We start from the raw sequence: 21,930 nt of genomic DNA, 5'->3' as shown, positions 1-21,930 counted from the left end.
GCGAACATTAAGAATTGGTTGCAATATACAGATGAAGTAGCCCTGGTTTCGTCTCCAAACCAGGGCTGCCACAAGGATGATTGCAATTGAGCTGCGGCGCTTCGCTGCCCGATACCTGCCCGCTTCTGAGAGGACCCGACCCGTGCCCCGAACACCGCTTCGCACACTGAGGACCGCTGTGTGGCATCTGCGCACCGGCGGGATCAGCCAGGTCGCGAAGTGGCGGCGTCGCCGCTCGTTGGTCCAGGGAACCGCAGAAGCCTCCGTCAAGGTCGCCACAGGAAGCCTGTCAGAGGAGGTCCTTGCGGACCTGTTCCCTCCCTTGCCGATGGTTCATCGCACCCCGGTCTTCGATCAGTTGTCGGTCGGGGTCGTCCTCGACGAGTTCTCGGCCGAGAGCTTCGGTTATGAATGGTCGCTCCGACCGCTGTCGCCGACACAGTGGTCGACCGACCTCGACGGCCTCGACTTCGTCTTCGTCGAATCCGCCTGGAATGGAAACGACGGTCAGTGGAAGTTCAAGCTCACGAGTCCGTCCGGGCCGAGTACAGAGATCACCGAGCTGCTCGGCGAGTGCCGTCAACGAGGCATCCCGACCGTCTTCTGGAACAAGGAGGATCCCCCGCACTTCGAGGACTTCCTGCCGCTGGCGCAGATGTGCGACGTCGTCTTCACCAGCGATGTCAGGCTGGTCCCCGAATATCGATCCAGACTGGGCCATGACAGAGTCGCCGCCCTGCCCTTCGCCGCACAGCCGGCGATCCACAATCCTTCACGACCCGCACGGAATGCGGCGGCCAGAGACATCGCCTTTGCCGGCATGTACTTCGCCCACAAGTATCCGGAGCGCAGAGAGCAGATGGACCTGTTGCTCGGCGCGGCTGACGCCGTATCGCCGAGGATGCAGTACGGTCTGGAGATCTTCTCCCGCTTCCTCGGCAATGATGAGCGCTATCAGTTCCCCGGCAACTTGGCCGGGCGCGTGGTCGGGTCGCTTCCGTACCGCAATCTGCTCACCGCCTACAAACATTTCAAGGTCTTCCTCAACGTCAACTCCGTCACCGGCTCCCCGAGCATGTGCGCGCGCAGGATCTTCGAGATCAGTGCCGCCGGCACCCCCGTCGTCACCGCTCCGAGTGCGGCGACCCGAGAGTTCTTCCCCACGGCCGAGGTTCCTCAGCCCGAAACGCAGGAGGAAGCAGAATGGACGCTGCGAGCCTATGTGCGCAGCCCTGAGCTGAGAGACCGCACCGCCCATCTGGCCCAACGACGCATCTGGGCCGAGCACACCTACACGCACCGAGCGATGACGGTGATGGATTCACTCGGACTGGACTATGTGCAGCCATTCCCCACATCCATCTCCGCGGTGGTGTCGACGAATCGGCCCGACCACCTCGGCGAGGTTCTGCGGACCCATGCCGAACAGCTGCACACGGATAGGGAACTCGTGTTGGTGACCCACGGGTTCGCGGCACCTGCCGATCTGCGAGCACGCGCCGCAGAAGCAGGGATCGACCATCTGCAGATCGTCGAGGTCGACGCTGCGCAGCCGTTGGGAGTCTGCCTCAATCGCGGAGTTCAGGCGGCTTCCGGCGAAGTCATCGCGAAGATGGACGACGATGATGTGTACGGAGCGCACTATCTGGGCGACCAACTTGCAGCCCTGCGCTATTCGAATGCCGATCTCGTCGGCAAGCAGGCACACTACCTGCACATTCGGGGCCGCGACATCGTCATCTGCCGCTTCCCCGAACGCGAGCATCGGTTCACCGATCTCGTCATGGGACCGACTTTGATGACTCATCGGTCCACGCTTCTGGACAATCCGTTCGCGGAACGCACTCTCGGCGAGGACACCGAGCTTCAGCAGCGTCTTGTCGCAGATGGTGCAAAAATCTACTCGGCCGATCGATTCAACTTCGTCCAAGTCCGCGGTAATCATTCTCACACTTGGAACGTCGATGACGACCTACTGCTCGCAAACGGTAATGTCCACGCATTCGGATACGCCCAGGGACACTACTGTTTTTAATTAACGCGGCGTCGCCGAATCGAGAAGGAGTATTCGCGTTGCCACGAGCTCTGAACAGAACTATTCATGAATACAGTTGCATATCCAGTCAAATTTTTGCGATCGAGAATGAGACCAGTCTTCTGACCCGGCACCCATCCCATATACTGGTCGGGACCCTTGCATCTGACTTCGGTAGTAGCGGCATGGGTTGGGATACCGAGAAGGACATTGCCGACTACCTTCCGGTACCGTTCATGCCAATGAGTCGGTAATTGCTTTGGAGGCCATAGGATGAACTCGCGAGATCGCGTGGCGTATCGGGGAATGCTAGCCGTAACAGTAATACTTCCCGTCGCAGGGATGATCTTTGCGATCTTCGACCGTTGGACTCTCGCAGCGATGTGTGCCGGGCTGTGGATGATCACTTGTGCGGGTCTAGTGCACTTGCAAACCAGAGTTCTTAATTCTGGTGCTCGAGCACTTAGGGACTCGGTTGCCAAGCGTAGCAGTATTGCCACTGACAACTCAGCATTGCTCGGCCGCCTAGACAGCATCAGCGAGGACCTAGCCATGGTCCGCGCAAGAGCAGCTTCTGAGCCGACCCAGGACGAGGTCCGAGCCGATGTTGTCCAGCTCGCCCACAGCCTTCGCCGGGAAGTGCGCTTCTTGCAGTACTCTTTAGCAGTCTCCGACGAAACCACTTCCGTGCCCGCGTCTGCAAGCGAATCGAATTGAGTAGGGAATTGACGCCGGCACCTCCACCGGATCACGGGGCTAAGCAGTCAAGTGACCTTCAGACGTGTATTGTCGATCTCGCCTCGCCTGCTCTTTCATTCGAAACTCCGACGGCAATCGCGACACCAGAACTCCAGCTCATTGACGACACTGGGATTTCTCGGAAATTCTCGGACGGATCGAGCAGAGCAGAACTTGTCTCCGCTCTGCATACCGCTACTACTGCGTACTTGACTCTGCCCAGCACAGTTCAAATGCCCGTCACCGCTGTAGACGGAGGCGAGTTCGGTCTGCGAGCTTGGGTCATGGCCCGCGCGTCCAGCGCATTTCGATTTGAAGGACTGCGCAGGTACTCCGAAACGGATCACAGAGCACATTGCCGATGAAATCGGGCCGTTTCTCCAGTGACCTCATTCAAGAATTAGCAGCGCGCACGGTTAGAGCGGTATCGTCAATTCGCGATGCAAAATGGACAGTCAGCGGAGCAGACTCAATAGCTGTCGAGAGTTTCACCGCAGCTGCCCTTAATCAAGCGGCTCAAGTTTATGCGCTCGGAGGGAAACAGCGACGTCTCCTGAATGACGAACTCACCTTCGCTGGAGCGCAGTTCGACTTCCCATGGAATCTTGTAAGAAACCAAGCAGAATCACTAGCGGTGCTATATAATTTTTCTCCGTTTCAAGACACCGGATCAACAGTCGCCTCCAAGCGACTGCGTGTCTTCGCCGAGAACTTCGATATCATCTCCTGCTCCTTTCTCCAGCACAAGAAGCAGGACCAAACGGTCGAAACTATATCGCGCCCGTATGTCTCCTCGAAGGAGTTTTTGCCGCTGTCGCCTTCCTGGGCATCGTGGTCTCCCTACCGGGCCTTCGCGGAACGCGCAGCACGATCTGCACAAAACAGAATTGATAGCGGGTCTGACTACCGCAGGCTATACACCCGAGCCATGTGGGCCCCATCCCTCTACGCTGGAATACGCATCAAACTCGGCAATCCGAATTTGCCTTGGACCGCGGAGTTCTCTGACCCGCTTTCTCTCGATGTAGAAGGCGAGCCTCGAGGCGGAGATCTCCCTCGAGATGATTTTACTGAGCCATTAATCGAAACATGGGAATCTGATTTCGGGCCACTGCAAGATCAAGACCTCACAATCTTCCGTTTTGCCGAGCTGCTCGTCTACGGGTATGCCGACACGATCATCTTTACGAACGAACACCAACGGTCCATAATGCTCGACACGATCGATCGGAGCGACCTCCGAGAGAGAGTTGAGGCTCATTCACTAGTTGCTCATCATCCGACGCTGGCTCCCGGTTTCTACGAGCTTGAGAAAGTCAATTACGAAGTCGACGACGAGCACGTTCATCTCGGCTATTTCGGGGAATTCTACACAGCACGTGGTATAACCGAAATCACTGATGCGCTTCGATCATTGCCCGAACATATCCGCTCGCGAATCCGTCTGCATGTCTTCACCAACTACATTCCTGAAACATCAGGGGGTGTAAAGCCAGCTAGCTTCTCTCGCAAGCAGTTCAACCTGCTTGTGCAGCGGACGCTCGACGGCGTCGGCGTTTCGGGCCTCGAAGAGCACGTTGTATTCAACAATTCCCTTCCATATCTGCAATTTCTCGCCGTCGCGCAGGAGTTGGACTTTCTCATCGTCACCGACGCACGTTCCGGGTCCGGCCACTCAATCAACCCTTATCTACCTTCAAAGTGGAGTGATTATCGTGGCTCCACAGCCAAAGTCTGGGCACTCGCAGAAGAAGGTAGCGTCCTCTCGACAATGAACTTAGACGCGTGCACACCAATCGGAGATTCACACGCAGCTCGTTCCGTATTGTGGAACTTGGTCGAGGGAAAGTTTGGTAGCGCTCATAGAAGATCCTCTGGATCGTGCGAAGATGCGAGAGACGGAGGAACTGAGGCATGAGCACAAGCTATCCAGGACCGCCCTCCAACCGCGATATGGTCCTCACCGCAATCGGGCGGGCGTCGGCTCCGCCGGTCGCCAAGATTGAAAATGGCCCTAGCCTAGGGAACCTCACCGGAGCAGGGATGCAAATTGAATCCGGGGCTGTGCTGTGTATCGGATCCGAAGAATTCATTCATCTTGTTCAAAAGCATCGTTCGGTAGTGCAGGGGGTGCCGGGGATGCTTTGTGAAATTGCTTCCAATCCGTTGATCGAGACGTTCATCGTCGAAGGCCGCGCTTTCCAATCGGGTCCTTGGATCGGTGCCGATGACCATCAGTCTCGTCACCTCGCGGAAGAGATTTTTGAAGCTGGAAGGCTCCTGCGCGCACGTGGCGGACAGGCCTGGTTTGTCCCCACATCGCACCCGACTGGATCGATGAGTGCCCGTGTACTTTCAACCTTCACTGCTCGGCTAGACACCATACCTGAAGTTGACCTAGAAGAAGAAGCAACACAGTCCTCCCTATGGGCAGAACTGGTCGAGCTGACCTCCAGCTTCAATTCATCCTTAGGTATGCAATCTCCTTTAGGCGATAGTGAGCGAGAAATCACCGTTCAAAGTTCGGAGCGATAAACGTGACTGAGCAATTTTCTGTGTTGGTCGCTGCAGACGTGGGTTACAACAGCGACAGACTTGGCAAAGTCTGGATCGATTCACTCGTCTCGAATCTGACAGCTCGCGGATGGTCTGTTCACGTGCTCACTCGCGAGGTCGACGGAACAAATGGCCACGACGACATCTGGAAATGCGGCGGCATAGTAGTCCAACCTGAGGATTCTGATCCCGAACATTTGGACGAGCACGGGCTGTTGCCTCGCTTCCGAGCCAGAACCATCATCGCAGAAGCTGAAGTGCTCGATCCGGATGTAGTACTCGTCCAGGGACTGTCCCTTGCGAGATACGTCGCCGGCTCCGGTCGATTGAATAGCCGGCTTTGGACAGTTCCGCTTGATCGCCCTCATTCAGGCGGCGCTTTCTCTCCATCGTCGTTCGCCGATCTCAAGGTTATCTCCGGCGCGTCTGCTCGCATACTCGTGGCAGACGAAGTTCAGCGATCCACGATTGATTCTGCATTCCCTGCCGCTTCTTCCAAGGTGCGGCTCTTGCCCGTACCAGATGGAACCGTTGAAGGTGTGGCCAGCGACGAGCTCGCTGATGTTACAGCGTTGCATATCCATGAAGGCCTTTTCTCAAACTCAGACGTCGAACAACTGGACGACTTCGGCCAGCAGCTGCAACAACGGTCAGTTATTCCACGCATCTACATCCACTATTCACATAGAAGCGGTTCCGCAGTAACTTCTAACCCATCATCCAAACGGGATGGCTCGGCAGCTGATGCGCCCAGGGATCTTTCACAAGTGCTTAGATCATTGCCGGGGGCAGTCACCGTGTCTGAGATGAGCCGTGGAACAGAAGGATGGGAACTGATCCCCGACGATTCACTGGCAAGACGTTTCGGTCTCCTTCTCGCGGCCGCAGAGGGGCGCACTCCTATCGAGCTTCGCCCTAATTCCGAAAAGGTTCGGTCAGACAGCGAACACATCTCAACCATTCGTTCTACGCCAGACCCCTTTGACGAGGCTGTTGCACCTCCATTGCACCACAATCAATCGGAAAAATTGCGGCTGGTTATCGCTGGAAGCGACTTCAAGTTCGCAGGTGATCTCATTGAGGCGTTCCTAGCCGACGATTTGTTCGATGTACGATTCGACGTTTTCAAACACCACGCCCGTGCTCAACCCCGTGCGAGCGAGCCCTATTTAGAGTGGGCAGATGTCGTTCTTAGCGAATTTGCTGTGCAGAACGCCATTTGGTACTCACAGAATCTCGCACCCCATCAGACGCTGATCGTTCATCTCCACGGGTACGAACTGCTGGCAGATTGGATCACCGAGCTCAATATCGAAAAAGTTTCGACCATTGTCGTTGCTTCAGAGTTTTATCGTCAGAAGGCACATCAGCTCAGAGGATGGCCGCTCGAGAAAATCAGAGTGATCCCGAACTCGGTCAATCACTTCGACTTTGACCGCCCTAAGTACGATGATGCACGATTCCACCTTGGTCTCGTCGGTATGGTTCCTATACTGAAACGACCTGATCGCGCACTCGATCTGTTAGAAAGTCTTCTGAAAATTGACTCTCGATATACGTTGCACATTCGAGGGCACGCTCCGTGGAACTATGCATGGGAGTGGAAGAAGGCAGCACACCAGGATGCTTATCGCAACTTCTACACCAGAGTAGGCGAGAAACCGGAGTTGCTTCGAGCGATCGCGTTCGAACCATTTGCTCCAGACATGGCCAACTGGCTGAGGAAAATCGGATGGCTATTGTCCCCGAGCAGTCGTGAAACTTTCCATCTGGCTGCGATTGAAGGGGCGATGTCGGGATCGATCCCGCTTGCTTGGGAACGTGACGGAGCACGCGACATCATCGGCGATCAGTGGACTTTCACGTCCACCGAGCAGATTCGCGATTTCGTCCTCAGTAACAACGCGTCTAAAGGATCCCACATTAGATTGGCGGATCAGGCACAAAATAGTGTGTCCAAGTACCGGTCCGAAGTCGTTGGCCAGCAATGGCGTAGCATTGTTATTGATCAACATGAGAAAATGGCCTCCGGTAAACAGTCAGATGTGCCTTCAGGAATTGCAGGTACGATTTACCGCGAGGTCGATGAATTAGTACTTGCGGGCGAATTTGACGAGGCAAAGGGAGCACTCGATCGTCATATTCCAGTGACCAAGGATGATAAGTCACGCCTGAAGCATCTGGAATTGTTTGTTCGGGGTCTCTTGGCACTCGACTCCCGTCGCATAAACCTTATCCCGGAAAATTCCCAGCCGAAGGAACATAGCCTTTATAACGGGCCCCTAGGCTCGGAGTTCAACTTTACAAATGAGGATTCCGGGAACAACGATCAATACGTTCGCATATCGGCACTAAACGCCGAGACAGGTTCTGGACGCATCTTGACCGACCCGCGAATCGTCGTAGGTGCCATTGGCATCGTTCCTTTCGCGTACACCGCTGAAGTGCAGGATCAGCAAAATGCTAATGCGGCTCTGCGAACAGTTGCTGGAGCGGCCCGATCTACTTCGTCCTTCTCAGGCCCTGTCGTCACCGACGTACTCGAAGAATACTTGGACTCGCGAATCGCTGTTGCCGGGGCGCTGAGATTCGACCGTTGGGTCGAAATCGTCGCCTCCGAAATTCGTGATCATCTTGCTGAATATTCTCAGGAGACGCTTCTAATCGATGCCCCGTGGCACGTGGCCCTTCCCGCTGCCATCGCAGCAGGAAGAAGCGGACGAACTTTCGTTTGGGCCCCACCTGTTTCCATGGCTGAGCAAGCGGTAGAAACTCTCAACACAAATCCCTATTCGGGAGACCTCATTGCCCAATTCGTTGGATTGCTGATCTCGCGGGCCAAAGCCATCGTGCTACCACAGGGCGACACAATCAATCATACTGGCCTATCCCCGCTGGCCACCATTCCGAATCTGGTAACCGCCGAAATTTCGCAAGCATCTACCGGCAGAGCCGACGAGTCCCCGACTCTCGTTTTTGATTCCCGTCTCACGAATGAAATCGCAGCTATTGAGAAATCCTCCGGTATAGAACACGTCCTTGGAGCTTTGAATGGGAATCAATCGCGTACGGGAACAGAACCCCGGGCACTACGAATCGCATTTGTTGCAGGTACTGAAGATTCTCAAAAACTGAGAAATCTTTCTCCAACCATTGACACATTCCCCTTAGTCGACTTGGCCGAACTTTCGCCTTCAGTTGATGCGCTAATAGTCGATCAAAGTGCAGTTTCGGAGCCAACTGTAATCCCGGGGCACGGAGCCCCAGCGGAACGCGTGCGAGCACTCTTCGATCTAGCACGCACATCTGGTGTTGTAGGGATCTTCAACGCCAGCACCCACGTAGGTGGGAACCGGTCCATATCGAATATGGCGGAAAAGGCCGATGCTGTCACCGGAACATCTGCTTTGCTTACGGTAGGACTACTCACCAGGGATCCAAACTCGATTACTCGGGTCGGATCAACATCGGTAGTCAGTGACAATTCGACGGAAGTGTTTCATGCGCTGGCGGCGGTGGGAATCGGGCATGCGCATGCAGTGTCGAACAAATATCCTGCTACCACCACCCAAGTAACAGGAACACGGGATCAGAATCCGGCAAGAGTGGACTCGAAGGTTTTAGACTTACGTTCCCTCAAACTCGCCCACTCCGACGGGGTTTCAATTATCGTCGCAACGCGACTTGGAGCCGATCGCCTTCCGACTATGTTGGCTTCCGTAGCCAGACAAACAATGCATTCTTCGCGGATGGAACTCATAATCGTCCATAACGGACCAGATGACGATTCGGAGGCCGTGGTGAACGCTTTCGCAGCTGAGCATGCCGGAATGAGTATCTGCTTCCTGAAGTCGGAAGTCGAAGGTGCATCAGCCGCTCGAAACATCGGAATTGAAGCTGCTACCCGCGAATTCATTACCTTCCTGGATGACGACGACGAGTTAGAATCGAACTATGTCCTCAATATGTGGCTGTCGGCAGAAACTGACGCAATCGTTGCCGCGCCACTTCGCGACGTTGATATCAACGGGGTTTCATACACCGACATTCCCAACAACCGAAGACTCGCGAACCTTGTTGGGCGACGCACTCAACTCACACGCGCCTTTGGATTGCTTGGCCTCAACGCCTGCAAATTGATTCCGACACGGGTTGCGCGGAAGATGCAGTACCCGGTCGGCATGCGTAGTGGTGAGGATGTGGCGTTCATGAGTCAGCTGCTCCTTCATCCACTGGAACTGATACCTGTTGACACGGCGCCCAATTCAGCATATGTACGCCACCGGCGGCCTGATTCGATATCACGACGAGTTTTAACTCACGACTTCGCTGTCGACCAACGTCTCGCCGTGATCTCGCACCTTGAGCGGGTTCGAGAAATGGGACCAGACACGATCGAGTATTGTATTAGAGAATTGCAATTGGATCAGCTCAGCTTTCTCGCACGCTACGTTGCTGGGAACCCCGCAGAAGCTGAGGTCGCTGTCGAAAAGGTCCTTCGTGCTGGGTTCCCCACACCGCTTCTGAAGAAGCGGTACAGAACGCTCCATTCCTTTGTGATTCGCTTGGAGAGCACCAGAATATGAGCAGCAATATTGTTGAGCAGAGGCTAAAACGGCGATCTTCCTGCCTAACGATAGTCGTCCATGCCCGCCGCAACTTCCACGAAAATTCCGCTGACAGAAGTCGCAACTTCATGTCACCAGTCTTCGGTCGGGGTCTAATGTGGACCGATGCTGGAGTCATCTCGCTCGATCACAAGACTCCACTGAATTTCAGCTATGACTCAGTCCAAAATCGGGCTGGCCAATGGTTCATGGTGTTCCATAATGAATTTGAAGACTCATACCGCGTCGTCACAGACTTTATGGGGTACTACAGGCTCTATTACACAACGTTCCACAGGGGCAAAGACCAAGTTCTTATCATTGGTGACAACCAAACTTCGATAGCGGCTGAACTGCGGCGGCTGGGCCGGCCAGTCTCAGTCTATTGGCCAGTTGCTGCGTCCCATTTGCTGAGCACGCACACGATTTTGCAGAGCAGCTACTCGCACAAAACAATGTTCGATGGGGTTCAGTCACTGCCAGCCGATGCTGAGCTTATCGTCGGCCAAACTGGCATCAGGGAAGAGCGAAAAGATCGCTTTGCGGCGGACTCGGGCGCTTCCTATGAGGATCTGCTGGCCGCGGGTATTGAACGTGCCCAGAACCAGCTTCGATTAATGGCGGCATCCCCGATTAGGGACAAGAGACACGCATTGTCGGGTGGGCGAGACTCCCGAATCGCAATGGCAATTGCTGCCTCAGCTGGCGTCCACCACGAGTTTTCAATGATGACAGGTGATCCGCGAACAGCTCGCGGCGCACAGTCCCGAAAGGTGTTAGAACGCGACCTGCAGGTAGCGGTCGGTCTCCGTAGGTTTTTGCAATTAGATTGGGCTCGCGAAACCCAAATTACAGGTGTTCGCAATGACGCTCATACCAGTCTCGAAATATTCCAAAGCCGGTTTGCTGGAGCACGATTTTCATGGCCAGCAGGAAACACAGTCACCTGGCCGCAAGAACTGCGACTCGAAGTCCATGGCGGGTCAGGGGAATTGATTAGACGTGCGTATCAGAACATGCGCAATCACCCCTCATTTAGTTATTTGGCAGATCAACCAGATACTGTCGTCGAAGACGCACGGAAACTGTTTCCGACTGTTGTAAGGCATCATCAGTATATTCCCGCCGATATTCGAGCTGAAGCAACAGAAGTCTTTGCCGAAAGCATGAGTATCGGCGAGAATTTATCACTCTCAGAGCAGCTCAATCTGCATTATGCGAGTTTCCGCAATCGTGACCATTTCGGAGAAATGATCCATCGATATGACAGAAACGCTCTCACTCTCTACCCTCTAGCACAACCCGAATTTCTACAGGCTTCACGTCTCCTCGATTCCGAAGAACGCGCACAGGGGCGGGTAGCCTACGACATCATCCAGATGACATACTCCGACCTCAACGAGTTCCCGTTTGATGATGGGTACTGGCCGCAGAAATTCATGCCGATTCGGAATCGCCGCCACTACGACCAAGATGCTTCTGACTTCCGCGATATCCAGAACTTTTACCACAAAGAAGATTTGGACTACAGGATACGTTCTTCTGTCCAACTGCTGAATGACCCGGATAGCCCAGTCAAAGCGTTCGACGCGACCAGTACCACCACATCGATGTCGGCGAACGCCGTTTGGGAGTTGCTCGAGCACACTAACCCCCCGGTTAAAGGTCTTGGCTCAATAATTCCAACGCTGGTTGCCCAGGGGACATTGGCGCCTGGGCCTACAGCGGCAAAACTGGAAACGATATCCTCAGTTTTCACAGGGAGACATGCCGAGTATGACCCCGTACTGTTCTCCAGTCGCCAAGTCGGTGAGAATGTTGCAATCTCAGCCGACGAACAATGGCATGCTGCCTCAAACCAATCGATTAGAATTCGGAGAGTCGATCCGTTTATATTCCATGTGGATCTAAAAATTGAGGACGGTAGGGCAATCGTCAGAGCCCGTTGTAATTCGGACGAGGTCGAAGGTAGGGAATGGGCTGTCTATCTTTACCGAGAGCGCAACAAAATCGCAGAACGCTGGTACAGCACCGAGTTGACCGCCGAGTTCTCGCTCTCCGATGTCGACCCGGATACTCGACTCCGAGCCTTGGTGTTCAGTCGTCGAGCTGACAACGAACAGCACGTGCTCAAACGTTATAGCAATTGGCTTCAGCCTCAGGCTAGCTAGTCAGAGTCTCTTCTGAGTTGCACACCACTTCGCTACACAGGTGCTACCGAAAGCCGCTACCGTACAGCTGACCGCCTGACTCGCATAGTCATACGTGAACTGTCGACGACGATCTGCTGTTGGCCAACAGCAATGTTCACAGCTTCGGTTTCAGCCGTGGACACTACTGCTTCTGGCCGAAGGTTCAGTTGTCGCCGAGAAGCTCCTGAGTTCCACAACTGAGCGACGATTCGCCGAATCTCGAAGTATTCGTGCTGGTCATAGGTTCGGGAGGAGTGTTTGTGGGACACTAATGGTCTGTCTACGATGGGTTCATGTCGCCTCGCTTGCGGAAAGTTACTACCGGATCAGGAGCCACGGCCGTCCAGATTGTGCGCAAGGTCCGCGGCAAAGTCACCGTCCTCGAACACCTGGGCTCTGCTCACACACCGGCAGAACTGACCGCGTTGCTCACCGCTGGAGAAGACAAACTCGCGTCCTACGGGGCGGCCGAGCAACTCGAACTCGAGCTGGGACTGCCCGCTGACCCCGACGTCACACCGCATACCAAAACCGTCGTAGGTTCACGCTCTGCTGTGCTCGTCGATGCGATCACCGAGTCCTGGAACCGGCTGGGCTTCAGTGAGGTCGTTGTCAAGCACCGGGTTTCGTAGAGGCTCCTTTTCTTGGTTTCCTAAGCAGCCGCGGGTTCAATCGCGGACTGGTTGATCCATTCCGAATGGACCTCGAACGGCGGGCGGTAGTCAATCGCTGAATGCAACCGTGTCTGGTTGTACCAGGCCACCCACTTCGACGTCTCCGCCATCACCTCGATCAACCCCGACCACACCTTCCGGTCAATCAACTCTGCCTTGTAGACCGAGTTCAGAGCCTCGGCCATGGCATTGTCGTACGAGTCTCCACGTGACCCCACCGACGCCACGACCTCGGATTCCGCCAGGGTCTCGCCGTAGCGAATCGATCGGAATTGAACGCCGCGGTCGCTGTGGTGGACAAGCCCGGAGACATCTTCACCACCCCTATATTTCGCCGCCAGAGCCATCGTCAGAGCGTCCCTGGCCAGAGACTCCCGCATATGGTTCGTCACCTGCCAGCCGACGATCTCCCGGTGGAACACATCAAGGATGAACGTCGTGTACACCCACCCAGCAGACGTCGGAACATAGGTGATGTCAGCGACCCATAGACAATTGGGTGCCGGTGCTGCGAACTCACGCTCGACAAGATCATCCGGACACTCCTCAGCCCTAGCCGAAGCCGTCTTCGGACGCTTCCGCTTCCGCCGGATCCCGTCGATGCCCAACTGGCGCATCAACCGCTCCACCGTGCACCGAGCAACATGCCCGAACCGATCGGTGTACTCGCGGTTGATCGCCTTCCACATCTTCCGCACCCCGTAGCAGGAGTAGTTCGCCTCATAGACGTCCTGGATCACCACCATCAGCGCCTGATCCCGACGGGCCCTAGCCGATGGCTGACGCTTCTTGAACGCGTAATACGAGCTCACAGCAATCCGTGCCGCCGTCCTCTTCAGGGCGCGCACGATTGGCTCGACTCCGAACTCGTCGCGATGATCGTCGATGAAGGTGACGATTACTTTGATGGGCGGTCGAGCTCCGCCGCGAAGAAAGCCGAGGCACGGCGAAGAATCTCGTTTGCCCGTTTCGATTCAGCCAACTCAGCCCGCAACCTACGGTTCTCAGCCTCAAGATCAACGGAGTCCGCCGGCGTCGCTGTGCCCGAGTCTTTGTGCTTACGCACCCACACCCGCAGCGCTTCCTTGCTCACCCCGAGCTCTTTGGCTACACGGGCAATCGCTCCGTTTGCGGTGTTCGGATCCGCTTGAGCATGGATGACGAGCTCGACGGCACGAGCCTTGAGCTCGTCGGTGTACTTCACTGGCATGAGAGAATCTCCTTCTTCCAATCTCCCTGCCTCTATTATCCCCGGGGCGATTCACGTCGATGACCAAGCCTTCTTCCACCTCGTGTTAGCTCGCTTGATCGAACCGACGTCGAAGGCCGACAGCATTCGTGTCCTTGCCGAGCTCGGCATCAATCCGCCCCACCACAATACGTTCCTCAATTGCCTCGCCCGGGCAAGGGACCGTGACTACCGGTCACAGATCGCTGGGAAATGCTTCGACCACAGTGTGTCCACGTCGGGAATCAGCCTTCTTCTGTATGACGTCACGACCTTGTATTTCGAAGCTGAGAAGGAAGACGACCTGCGGAAAGTTGGATACTCGAAGGAACGTCGTGTTGACCCGCAGATCGTTGTTGGTCTCCTCGTCGACCGGACCGGGTTCCCACTCGAGATCGGCTGCTACGAAGGATCCAAAGCAGAGACTCACACGATCATCCCTGTCATCAAGGCCTTCCAAGACCGGCACGGTGTCACCGACATGGTCGTCGCCGCTGATGCCGGCATGCTCTCAGCCAAGAACCTTACTGAACTGGATCAGGCTGGACTACGGTTCATCGTCGGATCCCGGCAAACGAAGGCCCCGCATGATCTGGCGACGCACTTTCAGTGGAACGGGGACTGGGCCGCTGATGGGCAGGTCATCGACACGATCACCCCGAAAGGGACCAAACGCCTCGACCCTGACCGAGTGAAGAAGAAGCGAGAACCAGTCTGGTCGGCTGAGGAGTTTCCGGATGCGTGGCGAGTGGTCTGGCAGTACCGGCGGAAGCGGGCGATGCGTGATGAGCAGACACTGAATCTGCAGAGGAACAGGGCATTGGCGATCATCGAGGGCGAGAAGCCCGCGAAGAAGGCCCGATTCGTCAAGGTCACCGATGAGGATAAGGAATTCGACGAGTCCTCGTACAAGCGAGCGATGAAGCTTTCAGGCTATAAGGGTTACGTCAGCAATATCCCGGCTGACATTATGTCCGCAGCCGAGGTGATCAGTAGTTATCACGACCTCTGGCATGTCGAGCAGTCGTTTCGGATGTCGAAGACCGACCTACGTGCCCGACCAATATTTCACCGAACCAGGGACGCGATCGAAGCGCACCTGACTATCGTGTTCACGGCGTTGGCCCTTGCCCGTTTCATGCAGGATGCGACTGGAGCGTCGTTGAAGAAGATCGTGACGACTCTTCGGCCGTTGCGAGAGTTCACTGGGCGTGTGGGCGGGCAGGAAATCACGTTCGATCCCGAGGTGACCGGGCTGGCTAGAGACATCGCTGCGGCGCTACTGCCGGGACGTTTTCCGGGGCACTAAAGTTGTGGAACTCAGGTCAGAGTCTCTTCTGAGTTGCACACCACTTCGCTACACAGGTGCTACCGAAAGCCGCTACCGTACAGCTGACCGCCTGACTCGCATAGTCATACGTGAACTGTCGACGACGATCTGCTGTTGGCCAACAGCAATGTTCACAGCTTCGGTTTCAGCCGTGGACACTACTGCTTCTGGCCGAAGGTTCAGTTGTCGCCGAGAAGCTCGTTGAGAATATCGACGCTGCGTCCAGCTGAATGGCCGTCACCGTAGGGATTCACAGCATTGGCCATGTCCCGGTAGGCCTTCTTGTCATCGAGGAGTCGTGAAACCTCGGAGATGATCTTCTCGGTTGCAGTACCGATCAACTTCACCGTCCCTGCATCCACAGCTTCGGGGCGTTCCGTGTTTTCTCGGAGAACCAGAACCGGCTTGCCCAGGCTGGGTGCCTCTTCCTGGATTCCTCCCGAGTCGGTGAGCACGATGTCGGAGGCGTTGATGAGGTGCGAGAACTCGCCGTATTCAACGGGCTCCTGAGTTCCACAACTTTAGTGCCCCGGAAAACGTCCCGGCAGTAGCGCCGCAGCGATGTCTCTAGCCAGCCCGGTCACCTCGGGATCGAACGTGATTTCCTGCCCGCCCACACGCCCAGTGAACTCTCGCAACGGCCGAAGAGTCGTCACGATCTTCTTCAACGACGCTCCAGTCGCATCCTGCATGAAACGGGCAAGGGCCAACGCCGTGAACACGATAGTCAGGTGCGCTTCGATCGCGTCCCTGGTTCGGTGAAATATTGGTCGGGCACGTAGGTCGGTCTTCGACATCCGAAACGACTGCTCGACATGCCAGAGGTCGTGATAACTACTGATCACCTCGGCTGCGGACATAATGTCAGCCGGGATATTGCTGACGTAACCCTTATAGCCTGAAAGCTTCATCGCTCGCTTGTACGAGGACTCGTCGAATTCCTTATCCTCATCGGTGACCTTGACGAATCGGGCCTTCTTCGCGGGCTTCTCGCCCTCGATGATCGCCAATGCCCTGTTCCTCTGCAGATTCAGTGTCTGCTCATCACGCATCGCCCGCTTCCGCCGGTACTGCCAGACCACTCGCCACGCATCCGGAAACTCCTCAGCCGACCAGACTGGTTCTCGCTTCTTCTTCACTCGGTCAGGGTCGAGGCGTTTGGTCCCTTTCGGGGTGATCGTGTCGATGACCTGCCCATCAGCGGCCCAGTCCCCGTTCCACTGAAAGTGCGTCGCCAGATCATGCGGGGCCTTCGTTTGCCGGGATCCGACGATGAACCGTAGTCCAGCCTGATCCAGTTCAGTAAGGTTCTTGGCTGAGAGCATGCCGGCATCAGCGGCGACGACCATGTCGGTGACACCGTGCCGGTCTTGGAAGGCCTTGATGACAGGGATGATCGTGTGAGTCTCTGCTTTGGATCCTTCGTAGCAGCCGATCTCGAGTGGGAACCCGGTCCGGTCGACGAGGAGACCAACAACGATCTGCGGGTCAACACGACGTTCCTTCGAGTATCCAACTTTCCGCAGGTCGTCTTCCTTCTCAGCTTCGAAATACAAGGTCGTGACGTCATACAGAAGAAGGCTGATTCCCGACGTGGACACACTGTGGTCGAAGCATTTCCCAGCGATCTGTGACCGGTAGTCACGGTCCCTTGCCCGGGCGAGGCAATTGAGGAACGTATTGTGGTGGGGCGGATTGATGCCGAGCTCGGCAAGGACACGAATGCTGTCGGCCTTCGACGTCGGTTCGATCAAGCGAGCTAACACGAGGTGGAAGAAGGCTTGGTCATCGACGTGAATCGCCCCGGGGATAATAGAGGCAGGGAGATTGGAAGAAGGAGATTCTCTCATGCCAGTGAAGTACACCGACGAGCTCAAGGCTCGTGCCGTCGAGCTCGTCATCCATGCTCAAGCGGATCCGAACACCGCAAACGGAGCGATTGCCCGTGTAGCCAAAGAGCTCGGGGTGAGCAAGGAAGCGCTGCGGGTGTGGGTGCGTAAGCACAAAGACTCGGGCACAGCGACGCCGGCGGACTCCGTTGATCTTGAGGCTGAGAACCGTAGGTTGCGGGCTGAGTTGGCTGAATCGAAACGGGCAAACGAGATTCTTCGCCGTGCCTCGGCTTTCTTCGCGGCGGAGCTCGACCGCCCATCAAAGTAATCGTCACCTTCATCGACGATCATCGCGACGAGTTCGGAGTCGAGCCAATCGTGCGCGCCCTGAAGAGGACGGCGGCACGGATTGCTGTGAGCTCGTATTACGCGTTCAAGAAGCGTCAGCCATCGGCTAGGGCCCGTCGGGATCAGGCGCTGATGGTGGTGATCCAGGACGTCTATGAGGCGAACTACTCCTGCTACGGGGTGCGGAAGATGTGGAAGGCGATCAACCGCGAGTACACCGATCGGTTCGGGCATGTTGCTCGGTGCACGGTGGAGCGGTTGATGCGCCAGTTGGGCATCGACGGGATCCGGCGGAAGCGGAAGCGTCCGAAGACGGCTTCGGCTAGGGCTGAGGAGTGTCCGGATGATCTTGTCGAGCGTGAGTTCGCAGCACCGGCACCCAATTGTCTATGGGTCGCTGACATCACCTATGTTCCGACGTCTGCTGGGTGGGTGTACACGACGTTCATCCTTGATGTGTTCCACCGGGAGATCGTCGGCTGGCAGGTGACGAACCATATGCGGGAGTCTCTGGCCAGGGACGCTCTGACGATGGCTCTGGCGGCGAAATATAGGGGTGGTGAAGATGTCTCCGGGCTTGTCCACCACAGCGACCGCGGCGTTCAATTCCGATCGATTCGCTACGGCGAGACCCTGGCGGAATCCGAGGTCGTGGCGTCGGTGGGGTCACGTGGAGACTCGTACGACAATGCCATGGCCGAGGCTCTGAACTCGGTCTACAAGGCAGAGTTGATTGACCGGAAGGTGTGGTCGGGGTTGATCGAGGTGATGGCGGAGACGTCGAAGTGGGTGGCCTGGTACAACCAGACACGGTTGCATTCAGCGATTGACTACCGCCCGCCGTTCGAGGTCCATTCGGAATGGATCAACCAGTCCGCGATTGAACCCGCGGCTGCTTAGGAAACCAAGAAAAGGAGCCTCTACGAAACCCGGTGCTTGACAACGACCTCACTGAAGCCCAGCCGGTTCCAGGACTCGGTGATCGCATCGACGAGCACAGCAGAGCGTGAACCTACGACGGTTTTGGTATGCGGTGTGACGTCGGGGTCAGCGGGCAGTCCCAGCTCGAGTTCGAGTTGCTCGGCCGCCCCGTAGGACGCGAGTTTGTCTTCTCCAGCGGTGAGCAACGCGGTCAGTTCTGCCGGTGTGTGAGCAGAGCCCAGGTGTTCGAGGACGGTGACTTTGCCGCGGACCTTGCGCACAATCTGGACGGCCGTGGCTCCTGATCCGGTAGTAACTTTCCGCAAGCGAGGCGACATGAACCCATCGTAGACAGACCATTAGTGTCCCACAAACACTCCTCCCGAACCTATGACCAGCACGAATACTTCGAGATTCGGCGAATCGTCGCTCAGTTGTGGAACTCAGGTCATACGTGAACTGTCGACGACGATCTGCTGTTGGCCAACAGCAATGTTCACAGCTTCGGTTTCAGCCGTGGACACTACTGCTTCTGGCCGAAGGTTCAGTTGTCGCCGAGAAGCTCGTTGAGAATATCGACGCTGCGTCCAGCTGAATGGCCGTCACCGTAGGGATTCACAGCATTGGCCATGTCCCGGTAGGCCTTCTTGTCATCGAGGAGTCGTGAAACCTCGGAGATGATCTTCTCGGTTGCAGTACCGATCAACTTCACCGTCCCTGCATCCACAGCTTCGGGGCGTTCCGTGTTTTCTCGGAGAACCAGAACCGGCTTGCCCAGGCTGGGTGCCTCTTCCTGGATTCCTCCCGAGTCGGTGAGCACGATGTCGGAGGCGTTGATGAGGTGCGAGAACTCGCCGTATTCAACGGGCTCGATTGAGATCACGTTGTCGAGGTCTTCGATCTGAGGAGCGATCGACGCGCGGACCTTGGGGTTCTTGTGCGCGGGCCAGACGATGAGCAGATCGGGATAGGCCGTAGCCAGATGCCGCATAGCCCTGCCGATGTTCACCATGTTATCGCCAAGGTTCTCCCGGCGGTGAGTGGTTACCAGCAGAACTCGGCGCTCATCAGACTCCAACGTCTGAAGCTCAGGAAGGCTGAACTCGACCGGACGCTCAACGGCCCACTGCAGAGCGTCGATGACCGTATTGCCGATAACGTGGATATTCTCATCAGGAACCCCGTCCGCGAGCAGATTGCTCCGAGAGACCATAGTCGGTGCCAGATGCACGCGAGCGATCTGGGAAACGATCTTCCGATTGGCCTCTTCGGGGAACGGTGAATTGATATCCCCACTGCGCAATCCTGCCTCGAGATGGACAACTGGAATCTCACGGTTGAAAGCCGCGATCGCGGCACCCATCACCGTCGTCGTATCGCCTTGGACAACAACGGCATCTGGTTCGTGGTCGGCAAGTACTTCGTCGATCTTGCTGATGACGCTGCCCGCGATGGTATTGAGAGTCTGTCCGTGCGCCATGAGATTGAGGTCCACGTCGGGCTCGATTTCGAAGACCTGATTGACCTGGTCGAGCATCTCACGATGCTGAGCAGTGACGACGACGATCGGTTCTAGATTCGGATCCGCATTAAGCGCCTTAATCACCGGGGCCACCTTGATCGCCTCCGGTCTGGTCCCGTAGACAACCATGACCTTCTGGGGGATACCTGACTTGCCAGCGCTCAATGCAACTCCTTCGTGACTTGAAGACCTATTCCCAACGCACGAAAGCGGGCCGACCGTTGACTCAAGGCCAGACCCGCCGAGGTGCGCGAACAATTCTTCACTTTTTACAAGATTCAATCACATCTCAACAGTGGGCTTATCCTGAAGAGAAGAAATACACGGTAAGTTTACCGAACCTTGACCCGCAAGGTGTGCCACATCACCAATAGCGGCTTGAACCGCCCACTGTTTCGTGGCCGCGACATTATCCAATAACATTTCATTTGTTGTGCGTCACGCAGAGCACCGGTCGTGGGCTGCAGATGTCCATCGCTGTCCACGACCGACGCTAGAACCCAGAGAGAAGATCTATGACCCCTACTCCCGAGAGTAATCGCCCTTCGGTTGCCGTCATCGGACTCGGCTATATCGGACTCCCCACTGCAGCCGTGCTGGCTAGCTCTGGAGCGAACGTCGTCGGCGTCGATATCAACCAGAAGGCTGTCGATCTCATCAACCAGGGCGAAGTCCCGTTCGTCGAGCCTGATATGTCGACGACAGTTGCTGGCGTCGTCTCCCAGGGCTTTCTGCGCGCTACAACCGAGACTCCGCACGCCGACAATTACATCGTCGCCGTGCCGACGCCGTTCAAGGATGGGCACAAGCCCGACCTTTCCTACATCGAAACTGCTGGCAAACAGATCGCACCCCTGCTCGAGGGCAATGAACTTGTCATCCTCGAATCGACGTCGCCTCCCGGAGCAACCGAGTTCCTGGCCGAAACGATTCTCTCGCAGCGCCCGGATCTGACTCTCGAAGAAAACACGGCGAAGTCGGTCTACTTCGCACACTGCCCTGAGCGCGTCTTACCCGGCCGAATCATGATCGAACTGCGCACGAACGATCGGATCGTCGGCACCCTCAACGGCAACGCCGGCGAGCGCGCCCGCGACCTCTACCAGCTGTTCTGCGAGGGCGAGTTCCTCATGACCGACGCTCGGACGGCGGAGCTGTCCAAGCTGACCGAGAACGCCTACCGCGACGTGAACATCGCCTTTGCCAATGAACTGTCGATGATCGCCGACGGACTCGACATCAATGTCTGGGAACTCATCGAACTGGCCAATCACCATCCTCGCGTCAACATCCTGCAACCCGGACCTGGCGTAGGCGGACATTGCATCGCAGTGGACCCGTGGTTCATCGTCGCAACAGCTCCGGAACAGTCGTCGCTCATCAAGACCGCCCGCGATGTCAACGACTCGAAGCCCGGATTCGTCTTGGACAAGCTCATCCCACAGGCGAAACGCATCAACGAAGTGAAGATCGCGACGCTCGGACTGGCGTTCAAACCGAACATCGATGACCTGCGTGAGAGCCCAGCTCGTCAGATCGTCAATCGTCTCGCTGATCAACTTCCTGAGGCGACGATCCTCGCCGTCGAGCCGAACATTGACGAACTTCCGGCCGAGCTGGAGTCACGCGATAACGTGACACTGACCGAGACCGAAACCGCGATCGAACAGGCCGACATCGTTCTCCTTCTCGTCGACCACAACGAGTTCATCAACTTGGATGCTTCGCTGCTCGCACAGAAGATCGTCCACGACACCCGTGGCGTGTGGGGCTGAACCTGAACCCGCTTACCGATCGACTGCGCCGCTGAGAATTCTCAGCGGCGCAGTTGCGTTATGGACAGCCGACAAAGGCAGCAGAGTCAGCGGCGTAAGGTGGGACTCAACGGCCCCACTGGAGAACGAGTCCGCTTCGTTTCAGCTGGTGGAGACCGCTATAGCTACCGCC

Annotated in this window: 11 protein-coding genes, 5 pseudogenes and 2 other annotated features; of the genes and pseudogenes, 10 read left to right on the top strand and 6 right to left on the bottom strand. The window is 56.3% G+C overall.

The window, feature by feature from the left end:
* Window positions 1-142: 142 nt before the first annotated feature.
* From PGC08_RS02745 to PGC08_RS02720, 6 genes and pseudogenes are all read left to right on the top strand, one after another.
* On the top strand, window positions 143-2,035 hold the full coding sequence (locus PGC08_RS02745; protein ID WP_271709476.1) for a glycosyltransferase family protein: 1,893 nt from the start codon (window positions 143-145) through the stop codon (window positions 2,033-2,035).
* 1,093 nt (window positions 2,036-3,128) lie between these two features.
* Window positions 3,129-4,691, top strand: a complete 1,563-nt coding sequence (locus PGC08_RS02740; protein ID WP_271709475.1) for a hypothetical protein — start codon at window positions 3,129-3,131, stop codon at window positions 4,689-4,691.
* On the top strand, window positions 4,688-5,308 hold the full coding sequence (locus tag PGC08_RS02735) for a hypothetical protein (protein ID WP_271709474.1): 621 nt from the start codon (window positions 4,688-4,690) through the stop codon (window positions 5,306-5,308). Before PGC08_RS02740 ends, PGC08_RS02735 begins: the two co-directional genes overlap by 4 nt.
* A gap of 2 nt (window positions 5,309-5,310) precedes the next feature.
* Window positions 5,311-9,915: a glycosyltransferase gene (locus tag PGC08_RS02730; RefSeq protein WP_271709473.1), complete on the top strand. Its 4,605-nt coding sequence runs from the start codon at window positions 5,311-5,313 to the stop codon at window positions 9,913-9,915.
* Window positions 9,912-12,107 carry a hypothetical protein gene (locus PGC08_RS02725; RefSeq protein ID WP_271709472.1) on the top strand — a complete coding sequence of 732 codons (2,196 nt, stop codon included), beginning with the start codon at window positions 9,912-9,914 and terminating at the stop codon, window positions 12,105-12,107. Before PGC08_RS02730 ends, PGC08_RS02725 begins: the two co-directional genes overlap by 4 nt.
* Before the next feature lie 314 nt (window positions 12,108-12,421).
* A pseudogene (locus PGC08_RS02720) lies at window positions 12,422-12,739 on the top strand (IS1634 family transposase); the annotation flags it as partial.
* Between the two features lie 41 nt (window positions 12,740-12,780).
* Here the strand turns inward: PGC08_RS02720 and PGC08_RS02715 are convergent.
* Both PGC08_RS02715 and PGC08_RS02710 read right to left on the bottom strand, forming a co-directional pair.
* Window positions 12,781-13,689: an IS3 family transposase gene (locus PGC08_RS02715; protein WP_241211601.1), complete on the bottom strand. Its 909-nt coding sequence runs from the start codon at window positions 13,687-13,689 to the stop codon at window positions 12,781-12,783.
* Window positions 13,612-13,740 (bottom strand) — a sequence feature (AL1L pseudoknot). It overlaps the preceding gene by 78 nt.
* The gene (locus PGC08_RS02710; RefSeq protein WP_009883477.1) at window positions 13,701-14,012 is read right to left on the bottom strand and encodes a transposase; all 312 of its coding nucleotides are present in this window, start codon (window positions 14,010-14,012) and stop codon (window positions 13,701-13,703) included. Its footprint overlaps the feature before it by 40 nt.
* 55 nt (window positions 14,013-14,067) lie before the next feature.
* Here PGC08_RS02710 and PGC08_RS02705 point away from each other — a divergent pair.
* Window positions 14,068-15,339 (top strand): annotated as a pseudogene (locus PGC08_RS02705) (IS1634 family transposase); the annotation flags it as partial.
* Between the two features lie 200 nt (window positions 15,340-15,539).
* Here the strand turns inward: PGC08_RS02705 and PGC08_RS02700 are convergent.
* Window positions 15,540-15,866, bottom strand: a pseudogene (locus PGC08_RS02700) (UDP-N-acetylglucosamine 2-epimerase); the annotation flags it as partial.
* A gap of 15 nt (window positions 15,867-15,881) precedes the next feature.
* Window positions 15,882-17,153, bottom strand: a pseudogene (locus PGC08_RS02695) (IS1634 family transposase); the annotation flags it as partial.
* Window positions 17,154-17,208: 55 nt separating this feature from the next.
* Here PGC08_RS02695 and PGC08_RS02690 point away from each other — a divergent pair.
* Together PGC08_RS02690 and PGC08_RS02685 are read left to right on the top strand one after the other, a co-directional pair.
* Window positions 17,209-17,520, top strand: a complete 312-nt coding sequence (locus tag PGC08_RS02690) for a transposase (protein ID WP_009883477.1) — start codon at window positions 17,209-17,211, stop codon at window positions 17,518-17,520.
* Entirely contained in the window at window positions 17,445-18,440 is a 996-nt protein-coding gene (locus tag PGC08_RS02685) for an IS3 family transposase (protein WP_125178023.1), read from the top strand. The genes PGC08_RS02690 and PGC08_RS02685 overlap by 76 nt, the downstream gene beginning before the upstream one ends.
* Window positions 17,481-17,609: a sequence feature (AL1L pseudoknot), on the top strand. (Overlaps the previous gene by 129 nt.)
* 41 nt (window positions 18,441-18,481) lie before the next feature.
* Here PGC08_RS02685 and PGC08_RS02680 read toward each other — a convergent pair.
* Window positions 18,482-18,799: pseudogene (locus PGC08_RS02680) on the bottom strand (IS1634 family transposase); the annotation flags it as partial.
* Between the two features lie 206 nt (window positions 18,800-19,005).
* Window positions 19,006-20,112, bottom strand: coding sequence for a non-hydrolyzing UDP-N-acetylglucosamine 2-epimerase (gene wecB / locus PGC08_RS02675; RefSeq protein ID WP_271710034.1), 1,107 nt, complete (start codon window positions 20,110-20,112; stop codon window positions 19,006-19,008).
* A gap of 386 nt (window positions 20,113-20,498) precedes the next feature.
* Between wecB and wecC the strand changes: the two genes are divergently transcribed.
* Window positions 20,499-21,758: a UDP-N-acetyl-D-mannosamine dehydrogenase gene (wecC, locus tag PGC08_RS02670; RefSeq protein ID WP_271709471.1), complete on the top strand. Its 1,260-nt coding sequence runs from the start codon at window positions 20,499-20,501 to the stop codon at window positions 21,756-21,758.
* The last annotated feature ends 172 nt before the right edge of the window (window positions 21,759-21,930 follow it).

Source organism: Brevibacterium sp. BDJS002, from assembly GCF_028201555.1.
GTDB lineage: Bacteria > Actinomycetota > Actinomycetes > Actinomycetales > Brevibacteriaceae > Brevibacterium > Brevibacterium aurantiacum.
This window is presented reverse-complemented; position numbering and strand designations above follow the sequence as displayed.